We start from the raw sequence: 22,562 nt of genomic DNA on the forward strand, positions 1-22,562 counted from the left end.
TTGACTATCTATCAATCTGGTCTCTTCCCTATGATAGATTAACCTTTCACTGTGAAAACTTATTCGGTGATTACGCTCACAGAATGAAAGTTTGAGTCTTTTAAAGTAACAAATATAGTTAACAATGATATCAATGTGATTGTTACTATTGTTGGGTTTATGGATGTAGTGATTTCTGGTGCTGAGTGGTTTTTAGGGCTCTTTGAAAAAGGCGGTGAAGTCTTTGTCGGCATGGTAACGGGAATTCTCCCCCTTCTCATATGCTTGTTGGTTGCTATGAACTCCATTATTCGCTTTATTGGCCAGCATAGAATTGAGAGGCTGGCCGAAAAATGTGCCAGCAATCCGGTTTCCCGTTACTTGATCTTGCCGTTTATTGGCACTTTTGTGTTTTGTAATCCGATGACTTTAAGTTTGGGTAAATTTTTACCAGAGCGCTATAAGCCATCTTATTATGCTGCGGCCTCTTATAGCTGCCACTCTATGAATGGTATGTTTCCTCATGTCAATCCAGGCGAACTCTTTATTTATCTAGGCATTGCTAGTGGGATCACTCAACTTGATTTACCGCTAGGGCCGTTAGCTATGAGCTATCTGCTAGTTGGCTTAATTACTAATTTTTTCCGAGGGTGGATTACTGACTTCACTACAGTAATGGTATGCAAACAGCAGGGTAAAACATTGTCTGATTCAGTTGTTTTTTCTACCAAGGAGTAAGTGTGGTGAGCCGAGTATTGAATGTGATCGCTGGTGATGGGGGCTGGGGAGGACCACTCGTCATTCCCATTGTTCCGGGAAAAAAAATTCTATATGTAACGGGTGGTTCTAAACCAGAGGTAGTTGATTACATTAGTCAGTTAACAGGGCTGGAAGCTGTTGACGGCTTCAGCACCATTGTAAAAGACGAAGAAGTTGCAATGGTGGTAATCGATTGCGGAGGAACGCTACGTTGCGGTCTGTATCCTAAGAAAAACATCTTCACTCTCAATATTCATGCAACTGGGAAAAGTGGTCCGTTAGCGCAGTATATTCATGAGGGTATCTATGTATCTTCAGTAAACAAGGCTGGTGTTAGTATTAGCTCTACAAGTAAAGAGCAAGCGCCAACTACTCATCATAAGCTTGGCAGCAAGTTTGATACGACTAAAAAGTTAAGTCAACAAAGTGAGGGCTTGATAGTGAAGGCCGGTGTTGGGATGGGAAATGTCATGTCAATATTCTACCAAGCCGGCCGTGATACGATTGATACTGTACTGAAGACTATACTGCCTTTTATGGCTTTTGTGTCGATGCTTATTGGTGTGATTATGGCGTCAGGAATTGGCGATTTGATAGCACATGCATTAACACCATTAGCGCAAAACCCTTTAGGTTTAGTGACACTGGCATTGATTTGTTCTTTCCCTCTTCTTTCACCATTTCTTGGCCCGGGAGCAGTCATTGCACAGGTAATTGGTGTATTAGTCGGCGTACAGATTGGAATAGGAAATATTCCGCCACATTTAGCTCTCCCTGCTTTATTTGCTATCAATTCACAGGCTGCCTGCGACTTTATTCCTGTTGGGCTTGGTCTAGCAGAGGCGAAACAGGAAACGGTTGAAATTGGTGTACCTTCAGTGCTTTATTCCCGTTTTCTGACTGGAGCTCCAACTGTTTTGTTTGCTTGGTTTATTTCTATGTTTATTTATCAATGAGGGGGGAATATGTCGCTACAATTTAAAGCTACTATTACTCAGATCGGTGAATTTGCACCAGATGCGCTAAAGGAAGGTATGTTGATTTTATTCAACCAAAGTGCACCTGAAGACGCGGCAGAATACTGCTTCATTCATGACCAGGGTACCGCAACTGGATTTATTACAACAGATAGTACCCTACTGATTTCAGACAAGGATTATGTTGTGACTGCGGTTGGATCGGTTGCAAACAATAATCTTATGGAGTTAGGGCATATTACTATTAAGTTTGATGCGCGATTAGAGCCGGAATTTCCCGGTACGATTCATGTCAATGGCCACTGCCCAATTTCAATTAAGCAAGGAGATACTATCATTTTCGGTTGATAGTATCAGGGGAAGGCTAGCGAGGTTATGAGAATTTTCTATTCGTAGTAAGTAGTTTGTTATGAATGATAATTATTATTAAACTTGATGTGTTCCATGTGATTTTTGGCTACTAATAAAATCTTATATCTCTACAGAACTGAACGCCATAACGAATACTCCACTTTAAACTGATTATGTGGGAAGTGTAAGAAAGTTACTTTCTGTTTTATATTGGGTGTCATGTATAGTGGTAGATTATGTCACTTTATGATGCAAAAAATCCCCTAACTGACTGTTGTGTAGTAATGCGCTATGTCAACTTATAGAGTAAGCAACAGTTGCCAAACAATATCAATGCCTTACCTAAAATTGTCTGCTCAGGTGATCCACTTTATGTATATTACTAGAGGCTATGATGACAACAAATCTATGGTTATCCCCGCACGGTATTTGGTACTTCCGTAAAGTATATCTTCTCCCTTCTGGCAAACGAAAAGAAACCAAGAAAAGTCTGCGAACGCGGTGTAAGCGTACTGCCAAAGAGCAAGTACTAAAGTTGTTAGCTTGCGAGCCGTCATCACTTAGTCCTCCTTCTGCACCTACACTTATCAGTCAATAAATGATCCCTCGTGACCTGCCATTATTACGCCTGACTATCTGTCTGAACACTTTGAGCACTAAATTGAGATTAAGGCACGACGCTCAGGAACGTGATAAAGCTCTGATGTAGCTTGACGAACGTGGCTATATCCGACGTGTTGAGACACCAAACCCTGGCTGGCCCCCGGAGCTACCTCACTTTGGTGTACTTAATGACTCAAATGTGCACTTCTTTCTCAACACCCTACAAACCCGAGAAACTATCGTTCATGTCAGTTTGTAAGGTTTATAGGGCTCGTAAGCAGGGGGCCCCATAAACCCGTCCCACAGATTTCCCGCTCCATTCTCAAAGATGTAACCCTTCGATAAGCACCACCTTTGCACCTTGATTCACAGAACGTTGAGCTGCCCCAAGAAATCTAGACATCTAGTGATAAAATTGCCTGCTTTTAGATACGTATGTGGGTTTTGTGTCCAAGGGCGGTAGCGTGGTATTTTTTAGCCATTTCTCTGCATCATTGATGCTTACTTTCATCTAAGCTCGAAAGTGATGAGATATACGAACTCAGCTGACTCAAAAGTTGCCAATAGTCTGTGAACATTTCAGGCCAGAATTTGTTGCTGGTTCAGCTAAAGGACATCATGCGCAGACAGATTTTCGGCCACGTTAGGGAAATTTTAAGAGATGGAGTTCCATACAAAAGTATCAAGGGTTACGAGTAGAATGCGGTGTTATAATGATTAAGGTTATTTATGAAGTTTAAAGAAATAGTTATATTTACAATAGTTTTATTAATCACTGCATGTAATGATAAAAGTGAGCCAATAATCGATATCTGTGGTGATCTAAGCTCTTACCCTACAGAGTTTGATCTCACAGATGTTTCTATTCAGGTATTGGTAGCACCTGAGCCCAAAACTTACCCTACAATGATACTGGGTGATATATATAATGAAAACACAGAAGTTAAATACAATGATATTGTTTTATCAATGGATTCAGAAACACAAATAGTTGCTAAGAAAAGCGAAAAGCTCAAGAACAATTCTTTTTCATTTATAAACTCAGCTTATGCATGCTCACCAGTACTACCAAGCACAAATGAAAAAATAGTCGATATTAAAATCACCTCTTCATCTGCTTTTGATGACTCTCTAACAACTGGAGAATCTTTGAAATCTAAATTTAATGTTATCTATGCTGATTCCAGAACAGATTTTTATGAATATGAAAATGGTGCAGTCGTATATTACAGTTTAAATCACTATCTTGAACAAGCCGATGTTTATGCTGGTAATACAATCCAACTTCAATTAAACGAAGCACCTGCCTTTGTGGATAGTCATATCTTCTTTATTGAGTTTACGTTAAATACCGGTGAAATATTCACTTTAGAAACACCTGAAATTAGCTTCAAAAAATTATAAATTCCATAAGGGTGATACTGGATGCTCGGCTTTTTGGTGTGAAGTTCAGTGTGCTTTGTTGGTTCAGTGGGGCGCACCTTATGCCGCTTTTTTAGTTGGTAACAGCCCTCAGGCTTTATCGCATAGTTACATAATGTCTCCGGCCATTCGTTCTTCGTAAGGCTGTCCAGTTAGTCAGGAGAAATGCCGGTTGATGTGTTCTTTGCAGTCTTTGACATTGGCAATGAACCACCGCATTAAACGTCGTTACTCTGTAGGGAAAGGATTGTCGTTTCCTTTGCCTATCAGTTTGGTGCTGCAGCCCAAGTAAGTCTTCATCAGGATGTCATACAAGTTGGTTTGACTCAAAGTTGCTGGAAGTCAGTGCTTAAATTGATTTTCTAAATTGCTGTAGTTCAGGTGTTTTTGTCGCACTTGGATAGTTGAGTGGCCAAGTTTGGAATGGATTTATGGCTCAGGCAGCATAACAAACCACACCATATCGACCCGTTACATTCGGCATTTTTGGTATTACTTTGCTCTGGTGTAACGGTGTTCACTTTCGGCACCTGTGTTACGGGCGCATGTGCTCAGCGTTATGCCAAGAGCCAAAATTTCATCGAATTATGACTATTAATAAAATGAAAACTTATGATAATTACAATGCTTGATTACACCTTCATGGCTGGTGCTGTTGGGATTTTAATATCTATTGTCTCTTTCATCTTCATGATGATTTTTGTAAAGAGGCTAAATCCTTATATCATACTAGTAATGATAGCAATTTTAATAGTAACCCCGTTGGCTGGAACATTTATTCCAAGTCTAGTGAGGTCAGAGTTACATGAAAAATTAGGTGGCGAAATTATCAGTGTTGTTTCTCAATGTGGAGTTGATAAGGCTAAAGTTCTACATAATCTGAAAAATATGTCTTCTCCAAAGTATAACAATACTCATCCACTTGAACGTTTTGTTTTTAAAGTTAAAACTGCCGAAGAAGAAATACACTTAGAATTGGCAAGAGACTCTAATGATAATGAAGTATATTGGGTTTATTACCCAAAATATTACTACAGTGGAATAAATAATGTAGGTAAGATAAAGCTCTCTAATTAGTTGGTTTTGGAATGCAAAACAATCAAGGTGACCCGTTACACTCGGCGGTTTTGGTATGAAGTTCTGTGTGTTTTGTTGGTTCAGTGCGGGGCACCTTATTGCAGGCGTTAGCCTCAGTCCACATTTAAAATGAGACTTTGCTTATGGAATAAAGAGTACATAATTACTTTGGAGGTGGCTTATTTCTTATTTTTACCCATAAAAGTAAGCCAAATATTTTGGCCTACAAAAGTTGCTAGTAATAAGTAAAATAGTAGGTCTTTTAGCTGCTCATCTGCAGCTTCCCAGTGCCAAATTGTAGCAACTAAAATTGCAATAATACCAAGAACGCCAATTATTCTATTCTTCATTAGAAAAACCTTGAAGTGCTTAGGGTAGAACGATGGTCTTTTTCTTTAGTTGCTTTTTTAAGCTCTCTTATATTGAAATATATACAACCCCAAATAATAAGAGTGATCCAGTTTTTTCGGCTTATTGCCTTGTCTTGTTTTATTTTATTTAACATGTCTTTACCGCTGCTAACGGAGGCTCCAAAACCTAATGTGCCAGCGATTGATGTTAGGTGAGTATGTAGTTCTATATCAGCATTAAGTTCGCTGTTGGTTAATGACCAGATTCCCCATTGAGGGTTAACAAAAGTCGTATCAAGTACACGTTTGATCAACTCCCCCATCAAAGCTCTTTTTTTAACTGAACGAATAGAAGTCATTGCTTTAATTCTAAGGTGTTGACTAAGATGACGGTACAAAATCATGTAGCAGATCGCTTCAACTTCTTTTTCTCCAGCGCCAGTCAGTAAATTTTTTGGAATAGATGTAATTTGAGCTAGTTTTTGTAATTGACCCGCTGTATCTTTTGGCAGTTGATATGGTAAGTCGTTGATGGTTACTGTAGGCATATTATTTTCTCGTATTAAATTTCATCAAGAAAGCATACAGTTAACCTTAATCGCTGTAATTTTATTTTAAAGCTATAGGGTACATGTCTCGTTAAAATGTAATCGATAAAACTATGGCTAACAAATTGCTCAAGCAGATGCTAAAACGTATGGCACTTTTGGCTTGGAGTGCGGTGTGCTTGGTAAAGTTAATCGAAAGTGCTGTTTAGCAAGGCGTTAAGCGCAGAGAAAATAGGTAATTATGATACTTACAGCTTTAGTCGATAACTCTCGGTTGGAAAATAGAACAGACCTTACGGTTGAAAGAGGGTTGTCTCTTCATGTAAATACAATGGGTCGGCAGATACTATTTGATGCAGGTAGCAGCAAAGCCTTTTGTGATAATGCGGCGGCATTAAACATAAAAATCCAAGATATAGATGCCGCCGTTATTTCTCATCGTCACCATGACCATTGTAATGGTGTAACTCATTTCCTTGACCGTAATTCTAAAGCTCAGGTGTATTTTCGTGAGTGTGAGGAAACAGATTATTGCTTCAAGGCTTTTGGTTTTAAAAGTGATATCGGCATTGATAAGGATTTATTAGTTAAAGCGAAGAGACAGCTAAGTTTCGTCAATAAAACAACAGAGATATTTCCTAATGTTTTCCTCGTTACGAATTTAAGCAATAGGTATGAGCAACCGAAGGGAAATAAGTATCTTTATACTGATTCTGGACAAGGCTGCAAACCTGATACATTTGATCATGAGCTTCTTATGGTTATCAAAGAAAGTGATGGATTAATAGTTTTTACAGGCTGTGCCCATAATGGTGTTCTTAATATGGTTGAGACGGCTGTTGAGCTTTTTCCAAACACAAGAATTAAAGCTGTTGTTGGCGGTTTTCACTTGGTTGGTTTACCACTCTTTAACAGTATTGGTGGCAGTAAGGAAGACATTGAGGCTATCGGAAAATTGCTACTAACCTACCCAATAGATAAGTTATATACAGGTCATTGTACCGGCATGAAATCATATGGATTACTGAAAAATGTGCTTGGTGAGCAGCTCGAGCACTTTCCCACAGGACGTAGCGTTGTTATTTAGCTTCGATATGCATACAAGGCCATCAAGGTGATGCGTTACACTCGGCGGTTTTGGTATGGAGTTCAGTGCGCTTTGCTTGTTCAGTGAGGCACACCTTATTGCAGGCGTTACATTTTTTCATTAATACTTGATATGGCATTAATTATAAATAAAGAAGGGTGTGATTTGAAAAGTGTACTAAAAATTGTTGTATGTGGAATACTAGGCGTTATAACTCTTTTTGTTGGTATTTTTTTATACTCTAGTATTAAATCTTCAAGCTATGAAGAGCAATTATTACCATATGTTGAAGATTCCGCTGAGATATTATCTTCATGGGACTATGAAAGAATCCGTCCACTTATGCACCCTTATATCCTTGAGGCAGGTGATGAGGATTCGATGATTAAAACTATAAAAATCTTCTCTAGGCTTGGCGTATTAAAGGTTATGGAAAAACCTAAGTATATTAAGCTTAGCTCTGGATACAATGCTAACATTGGTAAATATACAATAATTACTTACAGGTTAAATGGTTTCTATGAAAATGGTGAAGCTGTCATTGATATAAGTGTTATCGATAATAAAGAAAAAATTAGTATTTATCACTTTGGTGTCAATGTTTCGCCAGAGCTATTCAACACAAACTCGTCAGTTAATGAGAACCTGAAGGACAAAGTTAAAGGTAGTTGGGTTGGAACTTATGAATTCAACAATTTCCAAAGTAGTTGGTGTGCAACACACAAGGATGATGGCCAATTACTTATTTTATTTAGAAATAAGGATTTGATTTCAGGTAAAGATCGTCTTCCCATAATGATAGAAGGAACGTGGTCGATTAGTGGTAATTATATTTTGAATGAAACCAGAACATTAGATCTTGATGGGAATTATATTGATGATGAATATCAACGTGAAAAATATAAAATATTAACGTTGAATGAAGATTATTTTACTTATCAAGGTTTACGTAATGATAAGGTTGTATTTGAAGCAAAACGTGTATCTAACTGTGGGAGCTTTCTGAGCCCAAAAATGTAAAAACATCAAGGTGACGCCTTACACTCGGCGGTTTTGGTATGAAGTTCAATGTGCTTTGTTAGTTATGTGCGGGGCACCTTATTGCAGACGTTAGGACTCAGGAGTAAAAATGGATATAAGTATAAAATCGCTATTCCAGCATTATTTAAAACAGCTAAAGGTGATAGTCACGAAAATCCCACAGGATGATTTTTCAGCATCTTTAACCGATGATATGTTTTCGTTAGCTATGAATGCAAAGATAGCTACAAACTTTGCGTTACGGGGTTATTGCCCTTTATTGGGGCTTGAAGTTGTTTCATTTGATAGCGAAAAAGTTGATAAAGTGGCTGTACTGGAGCAAATCTCGAAAACACTCAATTATCTTAATGAGTCAAGTGAAGTCAAAAGTCTGAATAGCCAGGTAACGGTTACTGACAAAGCGGGTTTTGCTGAGCTGAACCTTTCACAACCAGAGTTTATTCATCAGTATATACTTCCTAATTTTTATTTTCATATCAGTATGGTATACGCGATAGCAAAATCTAAAGGGGTAGTGCTAAGTAAAGCAGATTTTGATGGACTTCATTCTTATCCATCTGGTTTCAGCTTCGTACAATAGCCATGCAAGCAATCAAGGTGACCCGTCTGACTCGGCGGTTTTGGTATGGAGTCCAGTGCGCTTTGTGAGTTTATCGTGGCGCACCTTATGCCCGGCGTTATATTTTTACAAATTAAGGAGTTACTAATGGCACATTCTGAAACGAACTGTCTTTGTGGAGCAGTGAAAATTACCGCGGAAGAAGTTAACCCTAAGTTCACTGTATGCCATTGCCAATCATGCAGAACATGGGGTGGAGCACCATTTTTCGCTGTTAAGTGCGGTACTAAAGTGAAAATTGAAGGTGACGATAAAGTCAAAATGTATGAATCGTCATCGTGGGCATCACGAGGGTTTTGTACTGAGTGTGGAACGCATTTGTTCTATAAATTCAAAGAAACTGGTGAATATAACATGCCAGTTGGTATGTTTTCAGACTTGGATGGTTTGGAAATGGATATGCAGTACTTTAGCGATGTGCGACCTAGCTATTATTGCTTCTCTAATGAAACAAAAGAAATGACAACAGCTGAAATAATGGCGTATTTTGCAGATAAAGTGTAGTCATCATATAACAAAGCGTTCAAGCGGGCTGTTAACGTGCGGTAGTTTTAATTCTAATGTTAAGCTGAGGTGTAATTTTAAGTTTTGATGGTTAGCGTTACTGCCCCTTTACACGGCGTTAGCTGTTTTATTGGTTTAGTCATCAATATTTTTATTTGACAGTGTTTTAAATATATGCAAATGGAAAATATTAAACATAGGGAAATACATGGAAAACATTATAGTAGAAAAAAATAAACTTGGTGAAATCGTATATTTGCTCTACTTTAAAAAAGAGTCAACAAATAAACCTTTAGTAATTATTTCTCATGGTGCTGGGAATGACAAATATGAAGGTTCTAACTTGGCTTTAAATTTAGCTCTTCAAGATTATTGCGTTATCTGTTTTGATGCGGATAAACATGGAGAAAGAGATGATGGTAGCGCTAAAAATGTTAGTAGCCATTCAAGTTTTACTAAAATAATGACAAGTATTATTAAGCAAAATGCGAATGATATTAATGTTTTAGTTAATCATTGCAAGAAAGATGATAGGATTGATCAATCTAGAATTGCAATGTTAGGTATTTCAATGGGAGCAATGTCCACATTTTATACTTTAACTAAGAATAAGGATGTTAAATTAGCGGTAGCAATTATCGGATCTCCTGATTTTGTAGGTTTAGAAAAATATGCTTTAGAAGCTAATTCAGCTAATTCAGCTAATTCAGCTAATAAGGTTCTCAGTGATGATGAGAAGTTAGGAATTAAATATATGGAGGAAATCGATCCATATTTATATTTAATTGAAAACGAGAATCGTCCCATGCTAATTATGAATGGTGAAAAAGATGACTGGGTTCCTGCTAATTTCTCTAAGAGGTTTTATGATAAAGTCAAAGGCAGGTACGAGAAAAACAATACTCAAATAGAGTTTTTCTTATCTAATGAGTCGCACTATTTTTCTAATGGTATGAGAGACCATACTATAACGTGGTTGAATAAAAACCTATAAGTCGTCAAATTGGAAGGTTGGAGAAATGCAGCCAATAAAGCGTTTAAGAGTGACTTCAAACGCGTTCCGGTTTCGCTTCGCTCACAGTATGGCACGTTATGTTTGTCGCACCTTAACACGGCGTTATATTGTATCAAGGAAATGGATAGTCTTATGATAAAAACGGAAAGGTTGCTTCTAATTCCAGTAACATCGGAAGATCTGGATATTTATAAACAGCTCTTTACTTGTCCTGATACTACTCGTTATGAAGTGGCATAGTAAATTTGATCTTCAGCGCTCCATCACCGCGACTTGCTATAGGTGATAAATTCACTATGCCTCTACATTACAATCTAAGCTTCCGCCATTTTCGCCTACGTCAAACCGGCTTAAGATTCACCAGAATCAAAACCTTGTTCAAAGATCGCCATGTCGGCGTCCAGGAATTTTGAACGCAATGCTATCAATGGTTGATAATCAGGATCGGAATAAAAAGCCTCCGCGTGCTCCTTCGACGGAAACTCGACTAACACGACTCGGCCTTCGGGCATTGTTCCTTCATAGACATCGACGTTATCTGTCACAGCTAGAGCCTTGCCGCCGTGCTTCACCAGGATGGAATGCGCCTTGGCAAGGTAGTCACGTTGATGGGCTTCAGGGTCTTGAATACGAACAAAAGTTAACATGTATGCAGGCATAGTAATTTCCTATTTTATTGATTGAGATTTACGCTTTTTAAGCGACACTTATTAGTTAATAAAGCGATGAATCGCTTCGTTCGCATTATCTTGAAAAACCTGGTTGTTCAAAGCAGCAAAAAGAGTTCCTTGATCTACGATAGGGCCAGAGATACCTGATTGACTCCCGTAAAATGCGCCACTCTTGTAAGACTCGTTCATAAGATCGGCTACGAACCTCTTGGCGCCTACGTCTACCTTATGCACCTTTCCGAACAGGGACATGACTTGAAGCATTGCTTGGAACATAAACTTTTTTAATAGAGGGAGGCTGTTTAATGCTTGCGTTCCCTTCGTACCCCCCGGGCTCCTGTGATCAAAATGCTTTTCAACATAACGCCTCGCTTGTAAATGCTCTATTTAATTGATGATTGCACCCATTCACAATTTTGCTGAGGTCGCCCAGCTGGCGATGAAAGGTCCGCTCAATCTGTTATTCCAAGATAGAGCACAGCCTGATAAAAAGATAACTAAATAATCCTTTCAAGATGACAGCTTTTATTTATCATGTTGTTTTTGGATTGGAGCTAGGTGTCGTAATGACGAATGAGCAACTGAAGGCGTTTTTGGCTGTTGTAGAGCAAGGTAGTTTTCGTAAAGCGGCGAAGGCTATCTTCAAAACTCAGGCGGCGGTGAGTTCTTCCATAAAAACTTTAGAAGATGAGTATGACGTATTACTTTTTAACCGTGAGGAGTACCGGCCCACGTTGACAGAAGCCGGTCAGGCTTTTTATCACAATGCAAAACTGACAATGGATCACTTTGATCGATTAGATAAAATTGGTCGTCAGTTGACGAAAGGGATCGAGCCCAAATTTAGCATTGTCGTGAGCATTGCGTTCCCTTTACCACCGTTGTTGAAGAAGATTAAAACGATCATAGACCAATACCCACATACTCAATTCAAGGTGTTTACGGAAGCTCTTAACGGTGTGGTAGAACGGATTGACGATGAAGAAGCAGATTTGGCGTTTGGACCGGAAATAGGGTTGAACGCGACTCACGAACGATTTCCAATAGCCAAAGTTACAGTCGTCAACGTGGCAGCGCCGGGTTATTTTAAGCAAGGGATTAAAGACATGATTAGCCTTGAAGAGATTGGCGAATATGATCAAATCGTCACCCGCGACAGTGCCCAGCATTCTAAAACAGTTTCCTATCACGTCACTCCCAATCGAGAGTCTTGGAACGTCAATGACTTCAGCACCAAAAAAGAACTCATTTTGGCAGGACTTGGGTGGGGAGGAATTCCGGAGCATTTGATTGAAAATGAGCTGGCGGCGGGAACCTTAATTCCGATTGACGTTGAAGGAATACCGGTAAGATCTTCCGGAGATTTATATATGTTCCGAAATAGAAACCATAAGAAGGGGCCCGTTGCTCAAAGATTATGGAACGAATTAATGAGAGCTTACGCGGAGGGCTGAGATGAACTTACCTCAAGATGTACCCCTCCAAAAGGAAAGCCCCCAGATGCTAAATTAGTTCACTCCCCCCTCCATTGACAGGCGTTAAGGCGACTCCTACTAAAGAAGCTTATGTGAAGTGGTCACCTAAAGTCCGAACAGGTAATCGGTATCTGAGATATATGGGGTGAGAACAGTCGTGTCCGTTATCTCGGCTGAGTAGAGGTACGGTGTGGTGATGATGGAAAAATCGAAGGCTGTACCATCGTCATAGGTGCCAGACATGATTGATTCTCTGAGTGCCGTTAAGTTGCTTTTCTGCCCGTCGGTCAACGATGCATAAAGTTGGGCGAAGAAGTTGGCATAGTAGTAATTGTTCTCACCATCTAGTTCTCCGTATATCGCTGACTTTTTGAGAACCTCAACAAGCACCTCGGCCTTGAAAGCATCCGAGGGCTCTGTCGTGGTAAGGAGGCTACGGAGGGCTGTTGATATATCGGTCCTGGCCTTAACGATATTGGAATCTCCGTAATACAGGTTTTCCCGCTGAACATCGACTAGGCTGGAGATCAGCGTTGCCTGGCTTGAAGTGACATACCCTTTGGAACTGTCAATCAGGGCAGCTCCCGCCGTTGCCGTCAATTGTTCGTCGATGTTATAACCTTCAACGCCGATAGCGGGCGCATCTTTGATGAAGAAAGAACCGAAATACGTTCCCTGTCGCTCGGGGCAAAAGTAGATATCCGCTTCCAGCGAGCCAGCGTACCAGCTATAGAGATCTCCGGCGTAGGTCATCACGGCCACTGACTCATCATGGGAAAGATCTTTGGTTTTTTCCTTGATAAGGGCTTCGTCAACGTCTGGCCATGAGTTCCAGCCATTGTCCTTCATGTCGTCGAGGTAACTTGTCTGGGTCCAGTCCATGCTCCTGAAAATTTCAGCAAAAACCACCGCACGGTCATAGCTGATCTGACCGTCCAGCTCATAAAGTTCTCTAGACGCAGCGATGACATCGGAAAGGCTCAAGTCCGTAGTTCCGGCAGGCATGTCTTCTTCCATCAGTCGGCGAAAGGCCTTCATCAGTGGAAAGCGTTTGTAGCCATACTCGTTGATTTGACTTACCTGGCTGCTGGCGAGTGTTGTCAGCATCTCCAGCTGGGAATCATTTAGTATGTACAACACATTGTTGGCGACCCTGGTCAGGAAACTGGTATTGTGTCCCATGCTATCGGGATCATTATCTCGCAGGTACTGGAACCCCCAGTAGTCTGCTACCTTGCCGGGAGGGAAAAAAGACTGAGCTTCTAGGTTGCCAGTGACCATGGCTAGACCGGAGAAGGCGAGTGTTGAACGCTGAGCGCCATCAGACAGGGTCTGCTCCATGGTGAAGGTATCGCCTGTGTTTTCTAAATGCTCGTAGCTAACAACCATATCGGTTGTATCCAGTGTAATTCCTTGGATGGCCGTGAGTAGCGCATCACGATCAGCTAAGCCGGAATCGGTTAGGTTCGGAACGTCGGAGAGTGCATACAGGGTTATTGTATAGCTCTTTTCTCCTGGGCCCTGCGAACAGGGCGGGGTGTATTGCGTTAATCCGTCGACACTGTTTATACCGAACTGCCCGACACTCGATTCACCACTGTCAAGAGAAGAAGCACTGGCCGGAATATTGTACATAACCCAGTAGGAATGGGTGTCACCAGCTTCGGCCTCATGAGACATTTCAAGTGCATAGCTGACAGTATTATCCGGTGCGCCATTCCAGCTTAAAGGTGGGGAGACACTCTCACCATCACAGGTATATGCGATGGGTAATTCACCCCCATCCACCATAACCTGACTTGCTAAGGCAAAATCGTCCGTGTCAACATCCGTGGTTATTAGGTTGTCTTCTGCTGTGTTCGATTCTTTAGTTGTGCTGAAATCAAACCCACAAGCCACTAAGGTTAAGCAGAATAAAATACTCGCCAAATTACTTATTAGTTTTTTCATAATGACGTACTCATATTATTTGTAAAAGGTATGTCTTTAATTTCGGGCAGTATATGAAAACAATGTATAGTAAAAATGAAGATTGCGAATATTTATAATCTGTTGTTTTATATTGATAAATCATATCTGGTTCGTTCTCTGTCGATTTTGTGCGGGTGTTTGGTGATAAAGGGGATAATGTTGTGCCTAAACACCATAGATCTCTGTAATTGTTGCCGTGGTTTATCAGGAAGGCAGTATTGAAAGGCCTCTGACGTGTTTGCAGGATAAAGAACTAGGGGCTGTTGTTTCATATGCCTTGCATACGAAACTTAGTCCTACGCTTATTTCTGGGATGAAAAGGGTATTTGTACCACCTGCAGCCCACCACAATTGTCAAACTTTTGACCTCTGTCACTCTATTTGACTTAAATTTTGATAAAACGCATAGTCCTTGCAGGGCTTAATGCATAATGTCGATGACGTTCCGATTTATTTAAGTAAAAGGTTACAAGTATGTCTGATGTACCAGTGTCTGTTACAGAAGCTGTCGAGGTGGTTCAGCCGGTAGTTGAATCTTCAGGTTCGGTTTGGGGTTATGTAGCAGGCGGGGTTGCCTTGCTGGTTCTTGCTGGTATCTATGGCTATAGGAAAATCAATACGCCTACATTTCTCATCAATCAGGTAAGAAAGAGAAACATGAAGGAGCTGCAAAAGCAGGGTGTAGAGAACTCTGAGTTTGTGGTTGATCTCGATAAGTTGCTTGATTCGGTTCTTGAATATGCCAACAAGAACAAAAAAACGGGTAAGGATGTTGTCAAAATTATCAGCCCGCTAAACGACACTCAGCGGATCAAGACGCCGCGTGATATGTACCAGTCGATGATTTATATCGCCAATGAAATCCAGGATGCGGGATTGGTACGCGAACTCAAGAATAAGGCCAAGCAGGTGAAAGGCAGCTCTGCATTGATGACCGGCTTGTTGAAGCGCGCAGGTATTTAATCAGGCTAGAACAAACCTGATATCTGGGCTGGCAGCGTGATTTAATAAAATTATTGTCTGCCAGCTGTAGCTTTCTTGAGCCTCGAGCAAAAGAAAGCTAACTCACAATGTTCACATTCGGGGTGAATCACCTCTTGCAACTGTATTACTGATATAGTTTCCTCTCCTCCTGTACAAAGCTCACTTCCTAAGATCTTTCGATTGTTTTTTTGCTCTGCCTTTGAGAAATCGTGCTGGCAGCTGGTCGATTGGTAAAACCTCAATGATCTGGGCCGGCGTACATTGTTGCCCGTTAACCGGTGACCAGAGTGTGTCTCTTCCGATTTTGATTGCCTGATGAATATAGTCATCACGTTTTGCATTATGAAGACACATAGATACCGGACCATCTCGGGTCATGGCATTAAACACGCAGCAGGCTATTCTTTCCTGATCTAGCTGGCAGGCATCCATAAAGTTATGGACAAAAAACGAAAGGGTGGTGGCTTTTCCTCTGCTGGCAATCACATCGGCTTTTAGCTGCCATAACTTTTGAGCGCCCCAGGCAAATAGTTTGAATACGATAATTGGGTGTTTTACTAGCCAGCATAAAAAATGCAAGGCAGATCCGACTGGTTTATTGCGTTGCCAGTTTACGGTTTTGCTGGCACGTAACAACTTACCAAAAAATTGATTATCATCGTAAAAGTTGTGTACTCGATGATTGAGGAGCAAGGCTAGGGCATAACGGTTGCAGCTTGGGTGGCCAGCCTGAACCACATCAAAATTAAGCGTTGTTTCACACCCCCGATTAATTTGTTCAAGGGTGTTATCTATAGTGATCGCTTCAGGACGTGTTGCCAGGATACCTCTGCCGGTATCGGCCTGCAGTTGGAAAGAGACTGTACGAAGTTGATCGGCATGATCACAGAAAAAGCGAACCAGCTCTGCCAGTTCATGAAAGTTCTCGTTATGTAATGTGGTGTTGAACATGATGCTAAGAGGCAGCCCTTTTGCACGGTTGATATACTTTTGACGGACCGTGTTTAATTCCTGCTCGGTGTTATATCCATTGCGTTGTTGAGTGATATCTACATGGAAGGCGACATCGGTCAAACCTGCATTACATAACCGTTTTAGCAATTTTCTGCTTGCTAAAATTCCATTGGTCATCAAGGTTGCACGCATGCCTAATTTATTGACCTTGGCAATAATTGCTGCGAGCTCGTCAGGAGCTCTTAATGTTGGCTCCCCTCCGGTGATCTGCACATCGGTGCCTTTACCGTAGTAGCGATAGATTTCATCGATTCGGCGCATTATCTCTTCCAGAGGCAAATCGTGGATCGATTGGGAGTGCTCTGATAGGTAGCAAAGGGTGCAGTCTAAATTGCACTTTTGGGTTATTTCCAGTGCAACGCAGGCAATAGGCCAGCGGCTTCCCATCTGCTGGTTTAGGCCCCATAAGCCATATTTTTTCATTGTTTCTTTAGCCGCTTTCATTGGCTCGGCTGTCCAGGCTATCGGCTGCTGCTCTCTGATTTGTTTTTTGTTTAGCAAGGGCATCTGATCTCCTAGTATCTTCATGCAAGTCACCAGCTTTTCGTTATATTGCTCAATCCGACAAGACTATGGCTGACTTCTACGTATAAATAGACCTTGCCCCATGGTGATTATTTCTTCATCTCCCTACTTCCATATTAATAGGTAAACCGTTCTCCTTTCATATAGGTGTATAGGAACTCAGTTAAGCTGCTGCTAATACAAAGAATCAAACAAGGACGCGCTAAATTACAGTGTGTCATTCTGTAAATGTGGAAGGATGCCCTCTTTTTGTTTATTTATTCAGTATTCAATGATGTGAAATGAGGGCTAATTACCTGATCTATTGAAACAGTTTTTCTCATTTTCGACATGGTCAGTATTTGCATTATTCACTGACGTAGCCTAGGTTTGACTTCATTTCATGATGAATCGAGCTGTATCATTAATAACAGCAAAATCAATGGCTTGTTGCTAGTTTGCTCTGTTTTTACCCCCTTTTATTATTCAACTGTTGGTCATGCTGCTGATTGGCGTATGACGATGGGTGGCCATGATTTTATTGTTGACCAAGCCGATTCCCATACCTTTGGGGCTGGAGTTGGCTTTTATGTTTCGAATACGGCCAAATCTGATATTTTTCTAGACATTGGTTTTGATGCCCAGTCATATACAGTAGGGGCGACGGGATCAGCGGGTTATTATTATTTTGAAATCGATGATGATGTCCCAGAAACGCGAGGCTATGGCCGAAATGATTTAGAAAATAAAACATCGGCAGCCTCTGTGCAGGTCTACACCCGTATTGATGTGAGCCAGAATGTCGAGTTGAGGCTTTCGGCCCAGCAGTGGCATGATGGTGATAGCTGGCTTGAAGGAAGCCAATTTATTGTGGATATTGAACACACCAAATATAACTTGGATCCTTACGACAATATCTCCAAAAACTCCCCTGATTATCAGCCTATTTTACCTTGGACAACGATACGTTCGTCCGAGCTTATATCGATCTCCCTTTGAATTGGTGAGAACAGCCATTCCTGCGTTTGAGAGTAGATACTCTTACCGGATCAGAGGCTGTCCAATAGAGATCTATTCTCAAGCGGGAGCTGGGTCAGGACGTTAAACTTTCAAATCTTTCATCAGGCTTTCCAAAACAGCTGCCTGCTGATTGAGCTGTTCAATTTCAGTGGTAGATTGAGTCACCATGTCTGCAACCCTACGTGATTGCTCGCGCACTTGTTCAACATCAGAGGCAATATTGTCTGCCACTGCGCCTTGCTCTTCGGCCGCTGCGGCGATTTCGATACTCCGGCTGGCAATGGACTGGTTCTTATCTGAGATCAGGCCAATATCCTGGCTAACCGAGCTCATCATCTGCTCACTGGATTCAGCATTACTCACTGTCTGGTGCATGACTTTCATCAGGCCCTGGCTGTTGCTCTGTAGCGCTTCAATCATTTTCTGGATTTCTACCGTGGCATTCTGGGTACGGCCAGCCAGAGTACGGACTTCATCGGCAACCACCGCAAAACCACGTCCTTGCTCACCAGCCCGCGCCGCTTCGATGGCTGCGTTGAGTGCCAGCAGGTTGGTTTGCTCTGAGATGGCATTAATGGTGGTAACCACATCATCAATTTGGGCGGCATTGCTATCTAGCTCAGTGACGGCTTTCGCTGCGGTGTTGATTTCCGTGCCTAGCTGGTTAATTGCCGATAGAGTGGTTGTTACTTGGGTCAGGCCCTGGGTGGTGAGTTGCGTCGCTTCGCTGGTCTGGCTTGATGTATCTTGTGAATGGCTCGCCACTTCACGAACTGAGCTTGCCATTTGCTCTGTGGCGCTGGCCAGAGAATCTATGCGTTCTTGCTGTTGCTGGGTTAAGCCTTCATTTTCATGGCTGCGCTGGCGAAGCTCAGAGCTGATTTGCTGGATTAAAGCAATGGCTTCCTGAGTGGCGATCACCAGTTTATGTTCTCGCTCGGAAACGCGATCTACCGTTCGTGCTATCAAGTTAAAGTCATTACGTGCAGGGGCATGGTTAATACGATAGGTCAAATCGCCGTCGGCTAGGCGTGAAACGGCATCATAGATGTTATACAAGGCACCACCCATAAAGGTCATGATGTAGTACAGGCACAGAATAATGAACAGGCACGCTGCAATAATAATTGCAGAGTGACTAACCGTCAGTGTGGAAAGCAGGCTTGGTTGCTCTTTGGTGCTTACGCTATAACCGGTGTTAATCACTTGAGTGGTGTGCATGCCGTCGGTACCAATTTGGATGTCACTGCCTGCAAGAATACGGCTCACGTCACTCTGGTTTAAATTGGATTGTGAGATAAGGGCGACCACGGTTTCCATTTCTTGCTGTAGCAGCTGGCTTTGCTGGTTTTGCGCGGCATCAACCAGCGTAGCGCTTACAATGATGATGGCAAGGAGTGGGGCAAAAAAGAGGATTAAAAAATTCTCTCTAATGGTCACATGGATTAGATGCTTGTCTATCCATCGGAATGCAATTTCTTTCATTGTTTTATCCTGAGTGGTGCTAGAAATACAACTTGGTAAGTTGAGCGTTATTATGAGAGAAAAAGAATTCCAAATACGTTGAAGGTATAGATCTATGTCACATAAGGGGAGAATTGAGGTGTTCGAGTGGCTATAAAATAGGCTGGATATTTCATGGCTGCTGGCCGAAAAATAGAAGAGAGCAAATACCAGCCTTCTTGATAAATCCCCTCAGGTTGTGCTGGGGGGATAACCCTGGTTAAAAATGCTCTTGAGTCACACGCCAACGTCTTGCATGGCAAGCGATAGCGGCCTGTTTGGCAAAGCTATCTGGTCCACAAATAAAGCTGTCGGGGGCCGGTGATTGCTCGTTGATATGGTCCAATAAGCGGGTCCATTCAGGGCGACCTTGATGCAGGTTTATATCTAGATTACCCGGCAGATTAGCAAACCATTCGGGTAAGTGCTCGGTCGGTGAGGTTAGGTACAGGTGCCAGTGGCAGCGCAGTTCAGGTCGGTTGGCAATCAGTTCGACGATAGGGTGAAGCCAGCTGATCAGGTGAGGCTCTTTTAGCACCCACACCAGGTGGATGTCTCCTGTGGTCGTCGGTGTTTGAAGAATGTTGCGCAGCAAGCCAAGAAAAGGGGTGATACCGATACCACCCGCCAGCATCAGATAACTGCTGCTATGTTTGGCAAGGGTTGCAGGACTGGCGTACGGGCCCCGTAGGTCGACGAGCAGCTTAGAGCCAGCTTGATTTGCAAGCTGTCGAGTCCAGTCTCCCTGGCAACGGATCTTCAGTATCAGTTGACCTCCGGACTCACGAGGGCCCGTTAGGGAGAAAGGGTGCCATTCCTGTCGGTTCAGTGCCGGGATCCGGATCTGCACATAGTGGCCGGCTTTGATATCAAATGATGCCGGGCAATCAATGTTAAGCCGAACAACGTCTTCTCCAACCTCAGTAAGCTGGGCTTCGCAGTTTCTATACAATTTTTTGTAGCGAGAGAGGTAGACCTCCAAGATCAACACCGCAAGGGGGACTTGCAGCCAGATCAAACTGCCCGGTAGGTGGAAGATCAGCAGAGCAGCCAAGGGATAGCCTAGGCGGTGAATTTGTTGGAAACGGTGATAGGCTTTTTGGCGTACCGACCCCAATGCCGTTAGCCAGATCAGCAAGGCTAAGGCCAGCATTAATAGGCCGCTTGCATTGACCCGAAATTGTTTGGAACTGATCCCAGAGTTTGTCCAACCTAAAACCTCGTCATAACGAGCCAGCGGCAGATCTTGGACGGCCCAGGTTTGGCTTGAACTGGTACTGTGGCACTTGGTGCAATCTTCTTTGAGCATCGGCTGTATATGCTTTTCATACTGCTCACGAGGTGCTCCTTGGGCAATCCAGGACGACATCATGTCAATAGATTCATCGTCACTGACAAATTCATACATGGTGGTTTGCATCACACGAACCATGTCGCTTTCGCTCCCTAAAAGGGTGTCTGCGAAAGGAGGCTCCAAGGTGTCGTAATAAAATAGGTATTGGCTGCCATGGATCACTGCCAGGGCCATCATGCCATGGCCTAACCAGCGGTGCAGGTTACGGTTGCGGTTAAGAGGTAGCCATAGGCCAATTCGTTTGCACCTTAGCCAAGTGATTGTATTGCGCATTGCAGGTAGCCACATGACCGACAGTACGACCAACAATGCATAGCTGCTGCCCCGGGCGAGGTTCAGATAGAGGTTGGTGGTTTCGTTCGAGTTGTATTGATAGCCTAGCCAGAATTGGTAGCTGGTGGCTGCAATCAGCGTCATAAGCCAGAGTGCACCGATCCAGAACTTTGGGCTGGTAATGGTACGTAGCAATAAGGGATCGCGATAACTGTGGGATCCACTAGCTTGTGTAACCAAAGCGTTTTTCATCCAGAAACTCCGCAGGATACAGGAGAGGAGCGCCCTCTTGAGGGAGGGCGCTGCAGATTAGTTGAAGGTCAGCTTGATCGGCTTCTTGTGGAAGATGTGATTGATCTGCGAATTGTCGAAGACGGTGACGCCGAAGCGGTAGGCCTTGCCTAGGTCCGCAAACTGTACGTCCTGTGTGTTACTGTTTTCGCCATTGGTTACTAGGGTACGCTTGATCTCAAGGGTCCAGTAGCCGTCCTTCCATTCGCCACGGGCATTAAGGTCGGCACGAGGGCCTTCGAACGGTCCGGTAACGATGCCGCCAATGACATCGCCAGGCTGGAAGTTATCGACAAACTTGGTTTTGTTATCTCCCTTCACCCAGTAACGGTTCTCGTCGCTCGGCTGGCTGTTCATGTAGGCCGGGGCTGTTTTGTCTGCATTGAGGTTGTTTTTGTAACCACCACCGGTTTTGGTATCACCGTGACGGCCCCAGGACTTACTTTCGCTACGATCGGCGTTGATGAACTGATCGTCCATCTGGCCTACAGGGTTGGTACGGGCGCTCTTCCAGTGCCACATGTCAAGGGTTTCACCATGTTTGGTGAAGTGGCGTCCTGCAGAAGTGTCTTTAACGCCGTCGAGCATACCGTCTTCTGTGATGTGGCATGACTTGTCACAGCCTTTCTTGGCAAAGCCTTTTTCGTTGATATCCCAGATCATGGCCACTTTATCTTCGTAATACGTGTTGTCGTGGCCAGTGCTGTCTTTGGCTTTCAGCTGTTTCCAGCTGCCATCTTGCTGTTTGACCCAAGGAAAGCGCTCTAAACTCTTGGTCGGATCCGGGTAGCGCACCAGGAAGTAGATGTGTTTCTGATCGTAGACAGAGCGGATCTCGACGGTTGTTTCCTGCATGCCTTCGTAGCCATTATTAGGCTTATAAGGGGTTTCATTAACGTTAACTTCAAGAGGGGTAGCCTGCTCCCACAGAGATTCTTGTGTGCCATCGATGGCAATCGGCTGCGCAGTGCGAAATGATTCCAGGTGTAATGAAGCGGCATTAGCATTGAATGCCAAGGTACCTAAGCTGATTAGGTTAATTAGTATTGTAGATTTTTTTAACATTTTAATGAATCAGTAGCTGTATGATAAGTGAAAAAGCAAATGATAATGTTATTGATAACCACTATCAATAACGCGGATGGGTAATATCAATGCATGTTATCCATC

The 22,562-nt window shown here is 42.6% G+C and carries 21 protein-coding genes; 13 read left to right on the plus strand and 8 right to left on the minus strand.

Features of this window, described 5'->3' with window-relative positions; genetic code table 11:
* Positions 1 to 159 precede the first annotated feature (159 nt).
* The 5 genes from srlA to AC51G0_RS04565 all read left to right on the plus strand — a co-directional run bounded on the left by srlA (position 160) and on the right by AC51G0_RS04565 (position 5,168).
* Complete coding sequence (gene srlA, locus AC51G0_RS04545; RefSeq protein WP_496301869.1) at positions 160 to 717, plus strand: PTS glucitol/sorbitol transporter subunit IIC; 558 nt, start codon at positions 160 to 162, stop codon at positions 715 to 717.
* 5 nt (positions 718 to 722) lie between these two features.
* Positions 723 to 1,694, plus strand: a complete 972-nt coding sequence (gene srlE, locus AC51G0_RS04550) for a PTS glucitol/sorbitol transporter subunit IIB (RefSeq protein ID WP_496300868.1) — start codon at positions 723 to 725, stop codon at positions 1,692 to 1,694.
* A 9-nt stretch (positions 1,695 to 1,703) separates the two neighbouring features.
* Positions 1,704 to 2,063 carry a PTS glucitol/sorbitol transporter subunit IIA gene (locus tag AC51G0_RS04555; protein ID WP_496300870.1) on the plus strand — a complete coding sequence of 120 codons (360 nt, stop codon included), beginning with the start codon at positions 1,704 to 1,706 and terminating at the stop codon, positions 2,061 to 2,063.
* 1,335 nt (positions 2,064 to 3,398) lie between these two features.
* A complete protein-coding gene (locus AC51G0_RS04560; protein ID WP_496300871.1) occupies positions 3,399 to 4,073 on the plus strand; it encodes a hypothetical protein in 675 nt (224 codons plus the stop codon).
* 630 nt (positions 4,074 to 4,703) lie between these two features.
* Positions 4,704 to 5,168, plus strand: coding sequence for a hypothetical protein (locus AC51G0_RS04565; protein ID WP_496300872.1), 465 nt, complete (start codon positions 4,704 to 4,706; stop codon positions 5,166 to 5,168).
* 179 nt (positions 5,169 to 5,347) lie between these two features.
* On the opposite strand, the gene AC51G0_RS04570 is transcribed toward AC51G0_RS04565, so the two are convergent.
* Both AC51G0_RS04570 and AC51G0_RS04575 read right to left on the minus strand, forming a co-directional pair.
* The gene (locus AC51G0_RS04570) at positions 5,348 to 5,518 is read right to left on the minus strand and encodes a hypothetical protein (protein ID WP_496300873.1); all 171 of its coding nucleotides are present in this window, start codon (positions 5,516 to 5,518) and stop codon (positions 5,348 to 5,350) included.
* Entirely contained in the window at positions 5,518 to 6,066 is a 549-nt protein-coding gene (locus AC51G0_RS04575) for a hypothetical protein (protein WP_496300874.1), read from the minus strand. The genes AC51G0_RS04570 and AC51G0_RS04575 overlap by 1 nt, the downstream gene beginning before the upstream one ends.
* A gap of 241 nt (positions 6,067 to 6,307) precedes the next feature.
* Here AC51G0_RS04575 and AC51G0_RS04580 point away from each other — a divergent pair, with 241 nt between their 5' ends.
* From AC51G0_RS04580 to AC51G0_RS04600, 5 genes are all read left to right on the plus strand, one after another.
* Positions 6,308 to 7,153 carry an MBL fold metallo-hydrolase gene (locus tag AC51G0_RS04580; protein WP_496300875.1) on the plus strand — a complete coding sequence of 282 codons (846 nt, stop codon included), beginning with the start codon at positions 6,308 to 6,310 and terminating at the stop codon, positions 7,151 to 7,153.
* 132 nt (positions 7,154 to 7,285) lie between these two features.
* A complete protein-coding gene (locus AC51G0_RS04585) occupies positions 7,286 to 8,173 on the plus strand; it encodes a hypothetical protein (RefSeq protein ID WP_496300876.1) in 888 nt (295 codons plus the stop codon).
* A gap of 109 nt (positions 8,174 to 8,282) precedes the next feature.
* Positions 8,283 to 8,774: a DUF1993 family protein gene (locus AC51G0_RS04590; RefSeq protein WP_496300877.1), complete on the plus strand. Its 492-nt coding sequence runs from the start codon at positions 8,283 to 8,285 to the stop codon at positions 8,772 to 8,774.
* Between the two features lie 126 nt (positions 8,775 to 8,900).
* Positions 8,901 to 9,317, plus strand: a complete 417-nt coding sequence (locus tag AC51G0_RS04595) for a GFA family protein (protein ID WP_496300878.1) — start codon at positions 8,901 to 8,903, stop codon at positions 9,315 to 9,317.
* Between the two features lie 208 nt (positions 9,318 to 9,525).
* On the plus strand, positions 9,526 to 10,311 hold the full coding sequence (locus AC51G0_RS04600; protein ID WP_496300879.1) for an alpha/beta hydrolase family protein: 786 nt from the start codon (positions 9,526 to 9,528) through the stop codon (positions 10,309 to 10,311).
* A gap of 371 nt (positions 10,312 to 10,682) precedes the next feature.
* Here AC51G0_RS04600 and AC51G0_RS04605 read toward each other — a convergent pair whose 3' ends face one another.
* Complete coding sequence (locus AC51G0_RS04605; RefSeq protein ID WP_496300881.1) at positions 10,683 to 10,991, minus strand: DUF1330 domain-containing protein; 309 nt, start codon at positions 10,989 to 10,991, stop codon at positions 10,683 to 10,685.
* Positions 10,992 to 11,569: 578 nt separating this feature from the next.
* Here AC51G0_RS04605 and AC51G0_RS04610 point away from each other — a divergent pair.
* Positions 11,570 to 12,457 carry a LysR family transcriptional regulator gene (locus AC51G0_RS04610; RefSeq protein WP_496300882.1) on the plus strand — a complete coding sequence of 296 codons (888 nt, stop codon included), beginning with the start codon at positions 11,570 to 11,572 and terminating at the stop codon, positions 12,455 to 12,457.
* Between the two features lie 126 nt (positions 12,458 to 12,583).
* On the opposite strand, the gene AC51G0_RS04615 is transcribed toward AC51G0_RS04610, so the two are convergent.
* Positions 12,584 to 14,428 carry a YbhB/YbcL family Raf kinase inhibitor-like protein gene (locus tag AC51G0_RS04615; protein ID WP_496300883.1) on the minus strand — a complete coding sequence of 615 codons (1,845 nt, stop codon included), beginning with the start codon at positions 14,426 to 14,428 and terminating at the stop codon, positions 12,584 to 12,586.
* Positions 14,429 to 14,923: 495 nt separating this feature from the next.
* Here AC51G0_RS04615 and AC51G0_RS04620 point away from each other — a divergent pair, with 495 nt between their 5' ends.
* The gene (locus AC51G0_RS04620; RefSeq protein ID WP_496300884.1) at positions 14,924 to 15,412 is read left to right on the plus strand and encodes a hypothetical protein; all 489 of its coding nucleotides are present in this window, start codon (positions 14,924 to 14,926) and stop codon (positions 15,410 to 15,412) included.
* Positions 15,413 to 15,592: 180 nt separating this feature from the next.
* On the opposite strand, the gene AC51G0_RS04625 is transcribed toward AC51G0_RS04620, so the two are convergent.
* Positions 15,593 to 16,975 (minus strand): radical SAM protein, encoded by a 1,383-nt coding sequence (locus AC51G0_RS04625; protein WP_496300885.1) that lies wholly within the window; start codon positions 16,973 to 16,975, stop codon positions 15,593 to 15,595.
* 366 nt (positions 16,976 to 17,341) lie between these two features.
* On the opposite strand from AC51G0_RS04625, the gene AC51G0_RS04630 reads away from it, so the two are divergent.
* Positions 17,342 to 17,950, plus strand: coding sequence for a hypothetical protein (locus AC51G0_RS04630; RefSeq protein WP_496300886.1), 609 nt, complete (start codon positions 17,342 to 17,344; stop codon positions 17,948 to 17,950).
* Positions 17,951 to 18,052: 102 nt separating this feature from the next.
* Here AC51G0_RS04630 and AC51G0_RS04635 read toward each other — a convergent pair whose 3' ends face one another.
* The 3 genes from AC51G0_RS04635 to AC51G0_RS04645 form a co-directional block, all read right to left on the minus strand.
* Entirely contained in the window at positions 18,053 to 19,456 is a 1,404-nt protein-coding gene (locus AC51G0_RS04635) for a methyl-accepting chemotaxis protein (protein WP_496300887.1), read from the minus strand.
* 238 nt (positions 19,457 to 19,694) lie between these two features.
* The gene (locus AC51G0_RS04640) at positions 19,695 to 21,353 is read right to left on the minus strand and encodes a ferric reductase family protein (protein ID WP_496300888.1); all 1,659 of its coding nucleotides are present in this window, start codon (positions 21,351 to 21,353) and stop codon (positions 19,695 to 19,697) included.
* A 57-nt stretch (positions 21,354 to 21,410) separates the two neighbouring features.
* A complete protein-coding gene (locus AC51G0_RS04645) occupies positions 21,411 to 22,457 on the minus strand; it encodes an ethylbenzene dehydrogenase-related protein (protein ID WP_496300889.1) in 1,047 nt (348 codons plus the stop codon).
* Between the last annotated feature and the right edge of the window lie 105 nt (positions 22,458 to 22,562).

This window comes from Photobacterium sp. HL06, from assembly GCF_059552575.1.

What these genes read in the sequence shown, in the direction of transcription:
- AC51G0_RS04615 (WP_496300883.1), bottom strand. Translation starts at nt 14,428, where the DNA reads ATGAAAAAACTAATAAGTAATTTGGCGAGTATTTTATTCTGCTTAACC.
- AC51G0_RS04635 (WP_496300887.1), bottom strand. Translation starts at nt 19,456, where the DNA reads ATGAAAGAAATTGCATTCCGATGGATAGACAAGCATCTAATCCATGTG.
- AC51G0_RS04595 (WP_496300878.1), top strand. Translation starts at nt 8,901, where the DNA reads ATGGCACATTCTGAAACGAACTGTCTTTGTGGAGCAGTGAAAATTACC.
- AC51G0_RS04570 (WP_496300873.1), bottom strand. Translation starts at nt 5,518, where the DNA reads ATGAAGAATAGAATAATTGGCGTTCTTGGTATTATTGCAATTTTAGTT.
- AC51G0_RS04555 (WP_496300870.1), top strand. Translation starts at nt 1,704, where the DNA reads ATGTCGCTACAATTTAAAGCTACTATTACTCAGATCGGTGAATTTGCA.
- AC51G0_RS04620 (WP_496300884.1), top strand. Translation starts at nt 14,924, where the DNA reads ATGTCTGATGTACCAGTGTCTGTTACAGAAGCTGTCGAGGTGGTTCAG.
- AC51G0_RS04625 (WP_496300885.1), bottom strand. Translation starts at nt 16,975, where the DNA reads ATGAAGATACTAGGAGATCAGATGCCCTTGCTAAACAAAAAACAAATC.
- srlA (WP_496301869.1), top strand. Translation starts at nt 160, where the DNA reads ATGGATGTAGTGATTTCTGGTGCTGAGTGGTTTTTAGGGCTCTTTGAA.
- AC51G0_RS04610 (WP_496300882.1), top strand. Translation starts at nt 11,570, where the DNA reads ATGACGAATGAGCAACTGAAGGCGTTTTTGGCTGTTGTAGAGCAAGGT.
- AC51G0_RS04645 (WP_496300889.1), bottom strand. Translation starts at nt 22,457, where the DNA reads ATGTTAAAAAAATCTACAATACTAATTAACCTAATCAGCTTAGGTACC.
- AC51G0_RS04560 (WP_496300871.1), top strand. Translation starts at nt 3,399, where the DNA reads ATGAAGTTTAAAGAAATAGTTATATTTACAATAGTTTTATTAATCACT.
- AC51G0_RS04600 (WP_496300879.1), top strand. Translation starts at nt 9,526, where the DNA reads ATGGAAAACATTATAGTAGAAAAAAATAAACTTGGTGAAATCGTATAT.
- AC51G0_RS04590 (WP_496300877.1), top strand. Translation starts at nt 8,283, where the DNA reads ATGGATATAAGTATAAAATCGCTATTCCAGCATTATTTAAAACAGCTA.
- AC51G0_RS04565 (WP_496300872.1), top strand. Translation starts at nt 4,704, where the DNA reads ATGATAATTACAATGCTTGATTACACCTTCATGGCTGGTGCTGTTGGG.
- AC51G0_RS04575 (WP_496300874.1), bottom strand. Translation starts at nt 6,066, where the DNA reads ATGCCTACAGTAACCATCAACGACTTACCATATCAACTGCCAAAAGAT.
- AC51G0_RS04640 (WP_496300888.1), bottom strand. Translation starts at nt 21,353, where the DNA reads ATGAAAAACGCTTTGGTTACACAAGCTAGTGGATCCCACAGTTATCGC.
- AC51G0_RS04580 (WP_496300875.1), top strand. Translation starts at nt 6,308, where the DNA reads ATGATACTTACAGCTTTAGTCGATAACTCTCGGTTGGAAAATAGAACA.
- AC51G0_RS04605 (WP_496300881.1), bottom strand. Translation starts at nt 10,991, where the DNA reads ATGCCTGCATACATGTTAACTTTTGTTCGTATTCAAGACCCTGAAGCC.
- AC51G0_RS04585 (WP_496300876.1), top strand. Translation starts at nt 7,286, where the DNA reads ATGGCATTAATTATAAATAAAGAAGGGTGTGATTTGAAAAGTGTACTA.